General features: G+C 54.0%; 15 protein-coding genes. 6 read left to right on the forward strand and 9 right to left on the reverse strand.

Annotation, left to right across the window (positions count from 1 at the left end):
- Positions 1 to 21: 21 nt before the first annotated feature.
- From J2X61_RS04480 to J2X61_RS04490, 3 genes are all read left to right on the forward strand, one after another.
- Positions 22 to 354: a YtrH family sporulation protein gene (locus tag J2X61_RS04480; protein ID WP_274467438.1), complete on the forward strand. Its 333-nt coding sequence runs from the start codon at positions 22 to 24 to the stop codon at positions 352 to 354.
- 86 nt (positions 355 to 440) lie between these two features.
- Entirely contained in the window at positions 441 to 842 is a 402-nt protein-coding gene (locus tag J2X61_RS04485) for a sporulation membrane protein YtrI (protein WP_274466195.1), read from the forward strand.
- An 86-nt stretch (positions 843 to 928) separates the two neighbouring features.
- On the forward strand, positions 929 to 1,222 hold the full coding sequence (locus tag J2X61_RS04490; RefSeq protein WP_274466196.1) for a YtpI family protein: 294 nt from the start codon (positions 929 to 931) through the stop codon (positions 1,220 to 1,222).
- A 13-nt stretch (positions 1,223 to 1,235) separates the two neighbouring features.
- On the opposite strand, the gene J2X61_RS04495 is transcribed toward J2X61_RS04490, so the two are convergent.
- From J2X61_RS04495 to J2X61_RS04510, 4 genes are all read right to left on the reverse strand, one after another.
- Positions 1,236 to 2,564: a DRTGG domain-containing protein gene (locus J2X61_RS04495; protein WP_274466197.1), complete on the reverse strand. Its 1,329-nt coding sequence runs from the start codon at positions 2,562 to 2,564 to the stop codon at positions 1,236 to 1,238.
- Between the two features lie 190 nt (positions 2,565 to 2,754).
- Positions 2,755 to 3,033: a hypothetical protein gene (locus J2X61_RS04500; RefSeq protein ID WP_274466199.1), complete on the reverse strand. Its 279-nt coding sequence runs from the start codon at positions 3,031 to 3,033 to the stop codon at positions 2,755 to 2,757.
- A gap of 121 nt (positions 3,034 to 3,154) precedes the next feature.
- The gene (gene nfsA / locus J2X61_RS04505; protein ID WP_310186173.1) at positions 3,155 to 3,883 is read right to left on the reverse strand and encodes an oxygen-insensitive NADPH nitroreductase; all 729 of its coding nucleotides are present in this window, start codon (positions 3,881 to 3,883) and stop codon (positions 3,155 to 3,157) included.
- Between the two features lie 30 nt (positions 3,884 to 3,913).
- Positions 3,914 to 4,912 carry an LLM class flavin-dependent oxidoreductase gene (locus J2X61_RS04510; RefSeq protein WP_310186174.1) on the reverse strand — a complete coding sequence of 333 codons (999 nt, stop codon included), beginning with the start codon at positions 4,910 to 4,912 and terminating at the stop codon, positions 3,914 to 3,916.
- Between the two features lie 171 nt (positions 4,913 to 5,083).
- Between J2X61_RS04510 and J2X61_RS04515 the strand changes: the two genes are divergently transcribed.
- Positions 5,084 to 6,112, forward strand: a complete 1,029-nt coding sequence (locus J2X61_RS04515; RefSeq protein WP_310186175.1) for an NADH:flavin oxidoreductase/NADH oxidase — start codon at positions 5,084 to 5,086, stop codon at positions 6,110 to 6,112.
- A 396-nt stretch (positions 6,113 to 6,508) separates the two neighbouring features.
- Here the strand turns inward: J2X61_RS04515 and J2X61_RS04520 are convergent, their stop codons facing one another.
- The 5 genes from J2X61_RS04520 to J2X61_RS04540 form a co-directional block, all read right to left on the reverse strand.
- Positions 6,509 to 7,567: an acyltransferase gene (locus J2X61_RS04520; RefSeq protein WP_310186176.1), complete on the reverse strand. Its 1,059-nt coding sequence runs from the start codon at positions 7,565 to 7,567 to the stop codon at positions 6,509 to 6,511.
- Between the two features lie 123 nt (positions 7,568 to 7,690).
- Complete coding sequence (locus tag J2X61_RS04525; RefSeq protein WP_310186178.1) at positions 7,691 to 8,263, reverse strand: ferric reductase-like transmembrane domain-containing protein; 573 nt, start codon at positions 8,261 to 8,263, stop codon at positions 7,691 to 7,693.
- A complete protein-coding gene (locus J2X61_RS04530) occupies positions 8,244 to 9,275 on the reverse strand; it encodes an FAD:protein FMN transferase (RefSeq protein WP_310186180.1) in 1,032 nt (343 codons plus the stop codon). The genes J2X61_RS04525 and J2X61_RS04530 overlap by 20 nt, the downstream gene beginning before the upstream one ends.
- A gap of 24 nt (positions 9,276 to 9,299) precedes the next feature.
- Complete coding sequence (locus tag J2X61_RS04535) at positions 9,300 to 9,659, reverse strand: hypothetical protein (RefSeq protein ID WP_310186184.1); 360 nt, start codon at positions 9,657 to 9,659, stop codon at positions 9,300 to 9,302.
- A 176-nt stretch (positions 9,660 to 9,835) separates the two neighbouring features.
- Complete coding sequence (locus J2X61_RS04540) at positions 9,836 to 10,171, reverse strand: YlbF family regulator (protein ID WP_274466207.1); 336 nt, start codon at positions 10,169 to 10,171, stop codon at positions 9,836 to 9,838.
- A gap of 160 nt (positions 10,172 to 10,331) precedes the next feature.
- Here J2X61_RS04540 and J2X61_RS04545 point away from each other — a divergent pair, with 160 nt between their 5' ends.
- Positions 10,332 to 11,708 carry a YheC/YheD family endospore coat-associated protein gene (locus J2X61_RS04545; RefSeq protein WP_274466208.1) on the forward strand — a complete coding sequence of 459 codons (1,377 nt, stop codon included), beginning with the start codon at positions 10,332 to 10,334 and terminating at the stop codon, positions 11,706 to 11,708.
- Between the two features lie 9 nt (positions 11,709 to 11,717).
- On the forward strand, positions 11,718 to 12,851 hold the full coding sequence (locus J2X61_RS04550; RefSeq protein ID WP_274466209.1) for a YheC/YheD family endospore coat-associated protein: 1,134 nt from the start codon (positions 11,718 to 11,720) through the stop codon (positions 12,849 to 12,851).
- Positions 12,852 to 12,895 lie beyond the last annotated feature (44 nt).

Raw genomic sequence — 12,895 nt, forward strand, 5'->3', positions numbered from 1 at the left:
GGAAAGGAAGCGGTAATGGCCATGGGTGTCTTCTGGGCGAATATTATTGTATACTTCTGCATTGCTTTCGGAGTGGTCTTCGGAGGCAGCATGTTAAGCGGTATCGCAGCCGTGCTGACGATGCAATCTCCGACCGAGAAAATGTTAACCGTTGCGGAAAACATTAAGATCTGGGCCATGGTGGCAGCCGTAGGCGGCACGATTGATCCGATACGCTATATAGAAAGCCATGTAGCCGTTGGGCACTTGAATCCGGCCATCAAGCAAATCATCCTCATCGTCGTCGCCTTCGTTGGCGCGCAGATGGGCACCTCGCTGATCCAAATGATTTGCAAAGGAGGCCATCAGCCTTGAGGATTCCTCCCTTTTCCCGATATCAGGGCCTGCTTGCGAGCTTCGGACTGATGGTTTCGGGAGCCATCATAGGGAGCGCCGTATATATGAGCATTCATCAGCACACATACACACAGCTCTACGTGGAAATGCATAAAGTTTTGGAAGAAAACCGCGAGCTTCGCACCGATATCGACAGCCTGCACAAAACGCGAAACAAGCAATCGTTAATTAATGTCGTCAATGTGCATTTGACGCCGAAGACGCAGGACGACATCATCAGCGAGGATATCCAGAAAGAAATCGAAGGCGACGTGAAGAACGAGCTTAAGCTCGTGATCGGCCAGAGGGCCACCTATGTCAAAGATGCCCAGCCGCTCTATGAGCGGCTTATTACACAGAGAACATATGTTCTGCATGATAAAAAATATATCGTCGAAGTCAAATCCATCGTGCTCATTCAAACGGAATTGACGGTCTGGGTCACGGCGCAAGAGAAACGAACCTAGAAGCGGCATAGAGGGCAGGATTGCAATCTCGTCCGGAAATCGCTAAAGTAAACAGTAAACTTGCATATAAAGGACGGAGTAACCCTATGTTCGCGATTCAAGCCATATTATTTACCGTTATTTGTGTATTGCTGGCCTTATCCGTATATTTCAGCTTTCGGGCGCGCCGTGCGGGAGAGCCCGCCCAACGCGGCCTCTATGCGGCCCGCATGAATATATGCATGGGCCTTATGCTCGTCATGATCGCAATCACCCAGCTGTTCTTCTTCAACGATTCCAGCTTCCGGCGAATTTTCGGCACTGTGCTGGTCCTGCTCGGACTGTTCAATTTCTTCGCCGGCGTTCGCAATCACGGGCATTTCAGCCGCATGCTGGGCTAATAAGAGCGACAGTCTAGATGACTTGGGCGGTCAGCATCGCCTTGGACACCAATGCTCCCGCGTGATAAATTTCCACATCGATTTTCCCGAATTTACGGCTCACCTCAATGATGGTGGGCCGTATTTCTATTTTGGAATCGATCTGCAGCGGCTTCAGGAAATAGGTCGACATGTTGTCCATGACGAGATCGCCTTTCTTGAATTCCTGTACGATCCGGTAAGCCGCTTGGGTCATCAGCGTTGTAAGCACGCCCTCGGATACCGTGCCCAGATGATTCGTCATCTGCGGCGTAATGACGCCATGGAATTGCAGCGAGCCGTTCTCGTCCCTGACTTCCTCCAGGCCGGACCAGATCAAATCCTCGAACGTCTCTCCGTTCTGCGGCTGCTTCTGAATGTACTGCATCGCTTTGAGCACGTCGCTGCGGTTCAACACGCCCACCAACTTGCGGTTCGTATCCACAACGGGCAGCAGCTCGATGCCTTCCCACACCATCATGTGGGCTGCGGAGGCCACCGATGTCTGCGGGGTGACCGTAAGCGGGTTGCGCGTCATAAGCTTATCGACGCTCTGCAGCGGACTCGCTCCTACCATGTCCTTGGAGGTAACGACGCCGATGATCCGATTCCACTCGTCAACGACCGGAAACCGGCTGAAGCCCGTATCCTCCGACAGGCGCTGCCAATCCTTCAGCGTGCTGTTCGCCTTCAGGGCGTATAGCGAAGTCCCCGATGCCAAGATATCGTCGACAAGCATGATCTTCTTCTTGATCAGCCGGTCGTAGATCGCTCTATTGATCATAGAAGCCACCGTAAACGTATCATAGCTGCTCGAGATGATCGGGAGCTCCAGCTTGTCCGCCAGCAGCTTCACTTCCGCGCTCGTATCGAAGCCGCCTGTGATCAACACGCCTGCGCCTTGTTCCAGTGCGCAGATATGCGCCTCGTTCCGGTTGCCGACGATAAGCAGGCTGCCGGCCTCGATATAACGCATCATGGCGTCCTGCTCCATCGCGCCGATGACGAACTTGTGCAGCGTCTTGTGCATCCCGCGCGAGCCGCCGAGCACTTGTCCGTCCACCATATTGACCACTTCCGAGAAGGTCAGCTTATCAATGTTCTGCCGCAGCTTCTTCTCCACCCGGACGGTGCCGATCCGTTCTTTGGTCGAAACCAGACCTTGATTCTCCGCCTCTTTAATCGCCCTGTAAGCTGTGCCCTCGCTAACCTCCATGTTCTTGGCGATCTTCCGAACCGAGATCCGGCTGCCCAGCTTCAAGCTTTCGATATATCGCAATATTTGTTCGTGCTTCGTTAGCGCATCTGCGGATTGTGTATCCAACTGTTACACCCCATTCGCTTGATCCTGTACTACTCTGTACTACTAGTATAAACGTTCACCGGATCAAGAACAATGCGGCTATTCAGCAATTCACAATGAAAACATCCAACCCTATTGGATTGGATGTTTCATAAACTCATTATACCAAACATATGTTCGTTGTCAAAATAGTAAGGCGAAGCCTTGCATGTTATTTGCGGAATTGCAGCATTTTCCGGCGGCCCTGAACGAGCTGTTCCATCTGCCACTTCTTCATCCGGTTAATGCGCCGCAGCTCTTTGCGCTGCTCTTCGTCCACACCGAGGATCTGGTGCAGATGAGACGCAATGACGAGCAGCGCCATCGCGATCCAAATACAGCTGAAAATCATCGGCAGCGAACCGATTTCCCGCAGCTGCAGTTGGGGCACGGAATAAATCAGCATGCCTAGCGCTACGCTCATATAGACGACATTTTTAAAGCCTTTCAACGGGATCGATCTCCTTTCGGCGGATAATGACTTTGCAAGCCAGCCTTGCCATATTCCATTGTATGAGACAAGTACTCGCGATATGAGTCATCCGCCGAAAGTTTCGCTGGTTATCGGCTTATCAAACCTCACCGAAGCCCTGAGCGTTCAGGAACGCTTTCATATGCTCGCGCGGCCGCAGCGCCTTGGCCGCCATCTCCTTGGACCAGGTCGTATCGACTTTCCCCCCGGTCCGCGAGTGCATGTATGCACGGACCGTCTCGTCGTACTTGCGAACGGTATCCGCTTTATACGTATACCGATTCTCATGGCATACGGCCTCTTGCGGGAGCCGCGGGCGCTGCAGCGGCTCCTGGTCCGGCATGCCGATGCACATGCCGAATACCGGATACACCAGCTGCGGCAAGCCCAGCAGCTGGGACACTTCGGCGGGCTTGTTGCGCAGCCCGCCGATGTAGACGACGCCGAGACCGAGCGACTCGGCGGCCACGGCTGCATTCTGCGCAGCGAGTGCAGCGTCGACGGTGGCAATGACGAGATTCTCGGCATTGCCGGTCACAGGCGTGTCCGCGTGCAGGCGGACCGCTTGGGCGTAGCGGTGCAGGTCCGCGCACCAGACGAGAAACTCCGGGCATTCGCTCACATAGGCCTGATTGCCGGCAAGCTCGGCAAGCCGTTCCCTCAGCCCGCCGTCCGTAACGCGGATGACGCTGTATGCCTGCATATTGCTGGACGTCGACGCCGCTTGGGCGGTGAGCAGAATCGCGTTCAATTGCTGAGATGGCACAGGCTCATCTTTAAACTTGCGGATCGAGCGATGATTTTGCAGCAGCTGGATCGTCTCGTTCATAAGCAACAACCTTCCTTGGCTCTATGGATTTTACAACTCTCTCATAACTTCGGCTACGATTTGGAACGATCTCAACCGGGCATCATGATCATAAATCTGCCCGGCAATCATCCATTCGTCCGCTTTGGTGCGTTCTCCAAGCGCTTGCAGCTTCTCCTTGACGGTATTCCTGCTGCCGATGATAGAGAAGCTTAATTGTTGCTGCACGTAAGCTTTCTCTTGAGGGGTCCACAGCTGATCCATATCATCTACGGGAGGGCTCATCAGCATGCCGGTCCGGCCGCGGATCATATTAAGAAATTGCTGCTGCTGCGAGGTAGCCAGCCGATGCGCTTCCGCATCCGTGTCAGCGGCGATAATATTGATTCCTACCATGGCGTAAGGGCGTTCCAGCGCCTCGGAGGGGCGGAAGCCGCCGCGGTATAGCTCCAGTGCCGGAAGCAGGAAATCCGGAGCGAAATGGCTGGCGAAAGCGAACGGAAGCCCCAGCTGTCCTGCCAATTGCGCGCTGAAGCCGCTGGAGCCCAGCAGCCAAATCGGAATGTTCGCCCCTTCTCCGGGGACTGCCCGCACGCCCGGCATACCGGTTCCCAGCGACGGATCCAAATAGCCGCGAAGTTCGCTGAGCATTTCGGGAAAGTCATGTCCGTCGCTCCCCAGCCCTCGCCGCAGCGCGCGCGCTGCCAGCTGATCGGATCCCGGGGCTCTGCCCAAGCCCAGATCGATGCGGCCCGGGTAGAGAGCATCCAACGTCCCGAACTGCTCGGCGATGATAAGCGGAGCATGGTTGGGCAGCATAATACCACCGGAGCCGACACGAATGGTCTTCGTACCGCTTGCGACATGTGAAATCACCAGAGAGGTGGCGGAGCTGGCGATTCCCGGCATGTTGTGGTGTTCAGCCAGCCAGTAACGGCGGTAGCCCCACTCCTCAGCATGCTTGGCCAAATCCAGCGAGCGCCGAAAAGAATCTCTTGGCGTCCCGCCTTCGATAACGGGCGCCAGGTCCAGAATCGAGATTGGAATCATAGGGTGTTCCCTCCATTGTATTCAACATATTTTTCACGACATTTGTACGGTATACTTTTTGATACTATCTTACAAAAAAGTGGGTACTTGTAATTCATACTATAACACACCATAATACTTTGTAATAGCCGAGCGCTATTGCAGGTTTAATTTCATGAGGAGGTACTTCGCTTGAAAAAAGATTTGTTCTCACCTTACGATCTCAAAGGTTTGCATATACGAAACCGCATCGTCATGGCGCCTATGTGCCAATATTCCGTAACTGCCAAGGACGGGAAGCCGAATGATTGGCATTACGTCCACTATCTCTCCCGGGCCATCGGCGGCACCGGACTCATCATTATGGAAATGACCGACGTGCATCCGGACGGCCGAATCACGGACATGGACCTTGGCTTATGGTCCGACGAGCACATTCCTGCCTTCGCCAAAATCATCGACGGCGTCCATGCGCACGGCGCCAAAATCGGCATCCAAATCGCTCACGCCGGCCGCAAAGCCGAGGATGCGGAGGTGCCCGTAGCGCCTTCGGCCATCGCGTTCCCCGGCTATCCCAAAACGCCGCGGGCGCTGACGACCGCTGAAGTGCGGGAGGTCGTACAGCAGTTTGGCGCCGCCGCCCGCCGCGCGGTGCAAGCCGGCGTAGACACGATCGAGCTGCACGGCGCCCATGGCTATCTCATCCACCAATTCCAATCGCCGCTCACGAACCGCCGGGACGATGTGTACGGCCAAGATCTCGCCCGCTTCGGCACGGAAGTGATTGCTGCGGTGAGAAAGGAAATGCCGGCGGATATGCCGCTTATTTTCCGTATTTCCGCCGTTGAATATGCCGATGGCGGCTACGATATCGATCACGCCATCCATTTGGCGCATGCTTACCGCGCAGCCGGCGTCGATGCGTTTCACGTAAGCTCCGGCGGGGAAGGCCCCGCCGGCGTTAGGAAACCGGGCAACTTCCCCGGTTATCAAGTGCCGTTCGCCCGGCAGATCCGCGAAGCGGTGCAGGTGCCGGTAATCGCTGTCGGCATGCTGGAGGATCCGGAGCTCGCCAACTGCATTATCGGCAATGAAGATGCCGATCTCGTGGCCGTTGCCCGCGGCTTGCTGCGCGATCCGTACTGGGCGGCGCATGCGGCTGTGCAGTTTGACCAGCGCGAACAGGCGCACATCCCGCCGCAGTATACGCGCGGGTATTGATGCCGGCAGGCTGCCGCTAAGGCCTTGAAGCGCATTATCGCACCTCCGCTTCTCGCTAACGGACCCGGCTGCTCTTATTCCATGGATTTGAACCGTTTAGAAATTCTAACGGACACCGGCGCCGCTATTTGTCAATTTCGGCCCGTTTTCGCGCCGAAACCGGTAAATAAGATCGTCTGTGTCCGTTAGATTCTGTTCCATCCGGGCCAGCCGACAAGGAGATGCAACGCCACGGGAGGTCGTCCGATCCGGGTCACCGCACCCGAAGCCGGCTCTTCCATGGGCAATCTGCATGTCTCGGGTAGCGCAGCCTCCGCAGTATGCGCAGCTTGACATACCGCCTTTAACACCAAAAAAAGGTGTCCCCAGCTATCACAGCTTCGGGACACCTTTTTTTCATCTCAAACCCAACATTTTCCGCGCTTTGCGGTACAGCAGCGTCAGTCCCCAAGGAATGACGACGATCAGTACGAGCACCAGGACGTTATACAAATGAAACATCACGATCGAGCCCGGCATTTGAATGGTATACTTCCACATGGAAAGCAGTGCCGGATGCATCAAATAGACGCCAAACGACACGGAGCCGAGAGAAACGAAGAAGCTCGCGACCCGCGGGGCGTGCTGCAGCAGCCACTTCCCGCACCAGATGAAGCTGACGCCGATGCCCACGCTGTAAAGCAGCCACAAGAGCTCAAACCACGTGTTCTCGAAGGTATACCCTTTGAGCCCCAAGAGATAGAGTCCTGTGTACACAAGTCCGGCAAGCACCGATGCCGGCAGTACCCACCCTTTGTTCCTCTCCAGCCAAGCGCGGAAAGCTCCATAATTCATCCCGATGGCGCCGCCGATGAGAAAATAGCCGAAGTACGTGACGCACAGCTCCGGTTTATGGGCGATCGAGCCGAACCAGTGGCTGTAGACGTAAACGCCTGCTTGAATAGCTAGTCCCCACAGGGCCAGCGTTTTGCGGAACCATGCCGCATTCCTGACCGCCCAGACGAGCAGCGGAAACAGCAGATAGAACTGCACGATAATAATCATGAAATACAAATGATAACCGGAATCGGCCCATTTCAGCTGCTCCAGGAATACGCGGATATCGATCTTCACCGGATGTCCCGGCGTCCAGAGCCACGGGTTGTACATATAGTAGAAAAACGACCACACAATGTAAGGGACCAGCACCTGTCTGACGCGCTTCCAATAGAACACGCCGGCCTGCTTGGCGCTCCAATTATCCGTATAAATGTAGAACAACACGATGCCGCTTAAAAAAATGAAAACGGGCACAGCGAAATAGCTGATTTTGTTCAAAAATAAAATGAGCAGCTGCGAGCTGCTTCCCGCAAGCGTCGGGTCCACGGTCCAATCGGCCGTTACGTGAATGGTGACGACAGCCAGAATGGCAAGCGCTCTAACGATCTCGAGCTCCGTAATCTTTTGTTTGGCCATAACGGTTTCAAATCCTCTTTTCCTATTCAATCCCTTTAACTATAGACAGTTTAGACATTTTTCGCAACATCGCCTGTCATGTGCAAAAAGGCCCCTATTCAGCGAGAATAGGAACCTTTTGGATTAAACAGGACGGGTCTCTTGTTTCAGTGTTTGACGTTTGCGCGGTCGCATTGCGGCGCGAACGACGGTCAGACCGGCCAAAGCAAGTCCCGTCAATATATACATCATTTTGATCATAGGGTTCGAGCTGTCGGTGCCTAGATATAATCCGTGTATCAAGGCCATTGCGAAGACCGGATAAGCGAGCAAGTGCAGCGCAAACCAAAGCTTTCTCTTCAGCTTCTGGCGAATATCCGTCGTGAAAATAAGCAGCAGCAAGCCATATAAAGCCAGCGAACCGATCCCGTTCAAGGCAGGTGACTGCTTGGCAGCGAAAGGAACCCAGATCTCCCTCGACTGAAAGGGCATGTACGTATCGATAACCAAGAGAACCGCATGCAGCAAAGCCAAGCCGGTTCCCAGCTGATTCGCAGACGTATGCCATCGCTGCATCTGCGCTTTGGTACGGCCCTTCCACTGCGGGAAGCTGTACAAAATGCCAAGCGCCATCCCGATAAATAAACTGAGATAGGCTAGAATACCGAACAGCCGGATCAACGTCCAACTCGGCAAATCAACGAGAAATTGAATCATAGCGAATCCCGCTCCTTTCTTCTTCCGCATCGTATACATAGTCCGCTTGAAGTCCCACCCACCTGCCGGTGGATGTGCCGGCGAGAGGCTTCGCATGATGAAGCGCTCCATCCGCCGTATAGATAAGAGCTTCCAGCCGCGGCGCACGGCTGCGCAATAGCGGCAGCCCTTCCTCTACCCCCAGGATACACATCACTTTGGCCCAAATCTCGCATTCGATCAAATCCCCGCCAACGACCGAACATTGCAGCACCGCGGAACGGCTTGGCTCCATGGTACGGGAATCGATAAGATGATGCATACTTCCCTTGGATGTCTTCCAGCTTCGCTTCTGCGTGCTGGACGTGGCGACCGCTCCGGTTTCCAGCAGGAGCATGACTTCGTCGAACGGCTTATCGTGCGCCACTTCGGGCGGATCGATCGCAATCACCCAAGGCTGCTCGCCCGTGGCGCCACCCCATGCTTGCATATCGCCCCCGGCGTTCACAAGCCCCCTTGCCGCTTGGCCCTCCCTGCGAAGACGGTTAGACAATTCGCGAACCGTCCAGCTTTTCACAATGCCTCCCAAATCAATCTGCTGATGGGCCGGCATCTGTACGGACAGCATGGCTTGATTCAAGTCCAGCTGCAAGTCGTCCGGACGGGAATAAGCGAGTCTCGGCGCTGGATCTATCTGTATGTCTTCTGCATGTTGAATGGATTCGAAGGTACGCCGGTACCCGGCATGTGCGAGGGCCGGAAGAATACCGATATGGAAAATGCCTTCCGTTACTTCATAATAATGCCGGCAAAGCTCAAGCACGTTCATCATGTCCTGCGATATCATACACCTGCTGCCTGCCAACCGGTTCAATGAAGAGCATTCGCTCTCAGGCAGGAATCTGCTGAATCTCCGTTCGGCGTTTGCGAAGTAGGCACGGATTTCCTGCTCTAGCAAAGTCCCGCCGTTCTCCCCGCTCAGCAAAACTTGAATATCCGTGTTCATCGAACGAAAGCTGATCTCCTCAAGCATGGCGCTTCACCCCCTCATCCATTTCTAAGAAGCATGACTTCTCGCGTGCGGCGTTAGTTGCGACTGTGAGGAACTGGAACTTGATCCTGAACTTGATCCTGAACTCGATCCTGAACTTGAACTTGATCCCGAACCGGAACCGGAGTCCGCCATGCCTCCCGCTATGCGGGAATGATTCCTGCCCCTTCGCTCTCCGTTCGGCTGAATCCGATTCGTATTGGGTGAAGCTTCCTTCTGAGCGACGACAGGAGCACTCTTGGCTGATGCTGCCGCGACGACCGCCTCCTGGAATTGAGGGCTCTCTTGCACCTCTTGAAATAAATAGAAGAGAAGGACGCCTATACCTATACCGAACTGCCATTTCGTCCATTTGGATTTTCTCATTGCCTTCGCCCCTCCTTGTCTGCCTGTATGATCTCATTATAATGGCACAACAGCCCGGAAGCCTGAGCACTGCCTTAGCGTAAACTGAAAATACACTGAAAAATAACCGTTCCTGAGCAAAAAAAAAGACTATCCGGCCATCGTATAAGTACGATTCCACCGAATAGTCTGACTTCCTAATTCATCATCGCTTGCAGCGGCTCCGCAATGATCCGCTGAACGTCCTCCAGGACGACGGATAACCGCCGCTCCGCATCGAACAGTTGCTTAATGCCGGGATTCAATGCCAGCGTGTCATACAGCTTCTGCAGCTGTTCCAATTCTTCTTGCGGCGGCATGCCGCCTGCAGCCATCTTCTGCTGAAGCTCGCTTTGCCGCTGACGGAAATTGTCCAGCAACTGGCTGCTGGCCGTATCCCCATTGATTTTGGATCTTATTGCCAGCATATCCTGATACTCGCTGCTTTCTCTGATCGCTTTGGCCAGCTCGTAAGCCTTGTCATGTACATTCATTGCGTTTGCCTCCTTATTATACTTCCATACGGTTGGGCTTTTCCCAGTGCAGTTTCGAACATATCCCTAAGAACCATTAGATATATGTCCTCATATGATGGAGTAGTTTACTTTGCTTAAACAGCAATGCCATTTTTGATGCTGGAAGGAGTGTTCGCTATTGACCAGGACGAAAGTCGGAATATCCATTCATGGCACCAGCATCTATTTGGATGATCGGACCGTTGTTCTAAGTGAAGCCATTGCAAGAAAATGGAAAGTTCCGTCCAACCAATCGATGACCCTGCGTTTTGGCTCTGCCAAACAGGATGTTAAAGTCATCACCGCCGCTACATCGAACAGTTTGCGGTTCAATCCTGTCCTCGCTACCAAGATCGGTATTCATCAAGGGGCTCGGCTTAATCTCCATTATAGGCAAAATGTGGGCACCTTGTCGATTGGACCTTTGATTGGCGTAATGATCAGCCGTGTTTATACGAGTTCGCCCGATCGCCCATTTGGTGCTATTACCGCTTTTTGTAAAGAAATGACGGATGCATGTGAACGTTATGGGGCCGTCGTATGCTTCTTCCCGCCAGGTGAAATGCATGCCAATGCCAGCTCCATTTCTGCGTATTCGTATTCCAATGGTTCCTGGAGCAAAAAAACGTTTCCGATTCCCAATGTGATCTATAACCGGCTCACCTCGCGCAAGTATGAGAACCTGCCGAACGTTCAACAATTTCTGAAAGATGCCAAAGCCCGTCACGGGACGGAGGTTTTCAATGAGAAATATTTGAACAAAACGGAAGTGTTCGACGCCCTGCGCAAAGAGAGCTCTCTGCATGGATATTTGCCGGAATCCTACCTCTTCAAAAATTATCAAATGCTCAAATCGATGGCTTCCCGCCATCCCGTCCTGTTCCTCAAGCCGATCACCGGCTCCCTGGGGAAAGGGATCATTCGGATTCGCCGGGAAACCGGCGATGCGTATACGTGTCATTATACGAACCTAACCGGTGTGCGCAAACAAACCTTTCCGTCCCTTACCGCGCTATTCCAAGCGATCTCCGGCAAGCTCAAGACCCAACGCTATCAGCTGCAGCAAGGACTTGATCTGATTACAACCGAAGGGAAGTCAGTCGATTTCCGTTCGCTCGTTCAGCGGGGGGCCAAAGGGGAATGGGGCGTCACTTCCATCGTTGGACGGATTGCGGGCAGCCAGCACTTCGTCTCCAATCTGGCAAGAGGCGGCACACTCACGAATGTGACAGGAGCGCTGGCCAAAACTTCGTTCTCGTCCGCCGCCCGCGTATCCATTATGGCACGCTTACGGAAGGCATCGCTCGAAATCGCTAAGGGGGTCGAGAACCAGATTCCGAGCCATTTCGGCGAACTCGGCATCGATCTGGCCGTCGACCGTAACGGCAAGGTTTGGCTGCTCGAGGTGAACTCCAAGCCTTCCAAAGATGATAATACACCGCTGAACAATGAGAAGAAGATTAGACCGTCCGTGAAACAACTCGTGCAGTATGCAAAATATTTGGCGAAAATCTGAGGTGAAACCATGCGTTTAAGCACCGAGCGGCCCTTATTGGGGATTATGGTTACCGAATTGCAGCGGGAGCGGGAGCTGCCCTTTGCCAGTGCGGATTTCTACCGGCATCTGACATCCGTCGGGGCTAGCCGGGGCCTGAACGTCATTGTGTTCTCACCGAATCGCATCGATTGGCAGCAGCTGACCGTGCGAGGTTACAGTTATGTCAAAGAAACCAAGAAATGGGTCTCCAAGCTATTCCCTCTGCCATCGCTCATCTATGACCGCTGCTTCTTCAGCAGCAAAAGCAGTTATGAGCAGTACCGTTCCTATGCTCGGAAGCTTCATGAACTCCCTCATATTCGTTTCTTAGGCTACGGCTTGGGCGGAAAGTGGGATGTGGGCCAAATGCTGCTGCGAGATAGCGCCATACGTGCCTACTTGCCCGAAACCGCCTTGCTCGCAAGCGGCAGCGACCTGAGGAACTGGCTCCAAACAAGGGACGATGTTTTCCTTAAACCGCAGGGCGGCAGCCAAGGCAAAGGCGCTCTGCATCTTCGCAAAGTAAACAGCGCAAACGGAAGCTGTCTCTTTCATATAAAAGGGCGCAATGGCCAGAATCGCTCCTTCGAGCGATCCTTCCCCAATTGGAACGCCTGTTGGCATTGGCTTCGCCGGCAGATCGGCAGCCGTCCTTATTTGCTGCAGGAATATTTGCACTTGCACTCCTCAGACGGAATGGCTTATGACGTAAGATCGCTTATGCAAAAAAACGGCCATGGCTTATGGGAGAATACCGGCATGGCGGTTCGGATCGGCAAGCCCGGCAGCATTACTTCCAATCTGCATGGCGGCGGCAGCGCCGAAGAGGCAGCCGGCTTCCTCGCCAGGGAGTTCGGCGACGCCAAAGCGGGAGAGCTTTTGGCAACGCTCGGCATGCTTTCCGCCCGGATCCCCCCGCTGCTGGAGAACCACCACGGACGATTGGCCGAACTGGGCATCGATCTGGGGATCGATACCTCCGGACGGGTATGGGTTCTGGAAGTCAATTCGAAGCCGGGCCGCACCATATTTGCACGTTTGCACAATGAGAGGGCGCGTGTGAAATCGATGGCTAATCCTATCTACTATGCTGAGTTTCTGCTGCACAAAAAGCTGGGCTAAGCTCGGCTTGCTGGTAAGTGCCCGGGTAGGCAGACGGACACGTC

It is taken from the genome of Bacillus sp. 3255 (assembly GCF_031456485.1).
Lineage (GTDB): Bacteria > Bacillota > Bacilli > Paenibacillales > NBRC-103111 > Paenibacillus_E.

Bases quoted from the DNA above. Each gene is read 5' to 3' on its own strand.
- nfsA (WP_310186173.1), bottom strand. From the start codon at position 3,883: ATGAACGAGACGATCCAGCTGCTGCAAAATCATCGCTCGATCCGCAAG.
- J2X61_RS04530 (WP_310186180.1), bottom strand. From the start codon at position 9,275: ATGCTTGAGGAGATCAGCTTTCGTTCGATGAACACGGATATTCAAGTT.
- J2X61_RS04480 (WP_274467438.1), top strand. From the start codon at position 22: ATGGGTGTCTTCTGGGCGAATATTATTGTATACTTCTGCATTGCTTTC.
- J2X61_RS04485 (WP_274466195.1), top strand. From the start codon at position 441: ATGAGCATTCATCAGCACACATACACACAGCTCTACGTGGAAATGCAT.
- J2X61_RS04540 (WP_274466207.1), bottom strand. From the start codon at position 10,171: ATGAATGTACATGACAAGGCTTACGAGCTGGCCAAAGCGATCAGAGAA.
- J2X61_RS04525 (WP_310186178.1), bottom strand. From the start codon at position 8,263: ATGATTCAATTTCTCGTTGATTTGCCGAGTTGGACGTTGATCCGGCTG.
- J2X61_RS04510 (WP_310186174.1), bottom strand. From the start codon at position 4,912: ATGATTCCAATCTCGATTCTGGACCTGGCGCCCGTTATCGAAGGCGGG.
- J2X61_RS04550 (WP_274466209.1), top strand. From the start codon at position 11,718: ATGCGTTTAAGCACCGAGCGGCCCTTATTGGGGATTATGGTTACCGAA.
- J2X61_RS04535 (WP_310186184.1), bottom strand. From the start codon at position 9,659: ATGAGAAAATCCAAATGGACGAAATGGCAGTTCGGTATAGGTATAGGC.
- J2X61_RS04520 (WP_310186176.1), bottom strand. From the start codon at position 7,567: ATGGCCAAACAAAAGATTACGGAGCTCGAGATCGTTAGAGCGCTTGCC.
- J2X61_RS04490 (WP_274466196.1), top strand. From the start codon at position 929: ATGTTCGCGATTCAAGCCATATTATTTACCGTTATTTGTGTATTGCTG.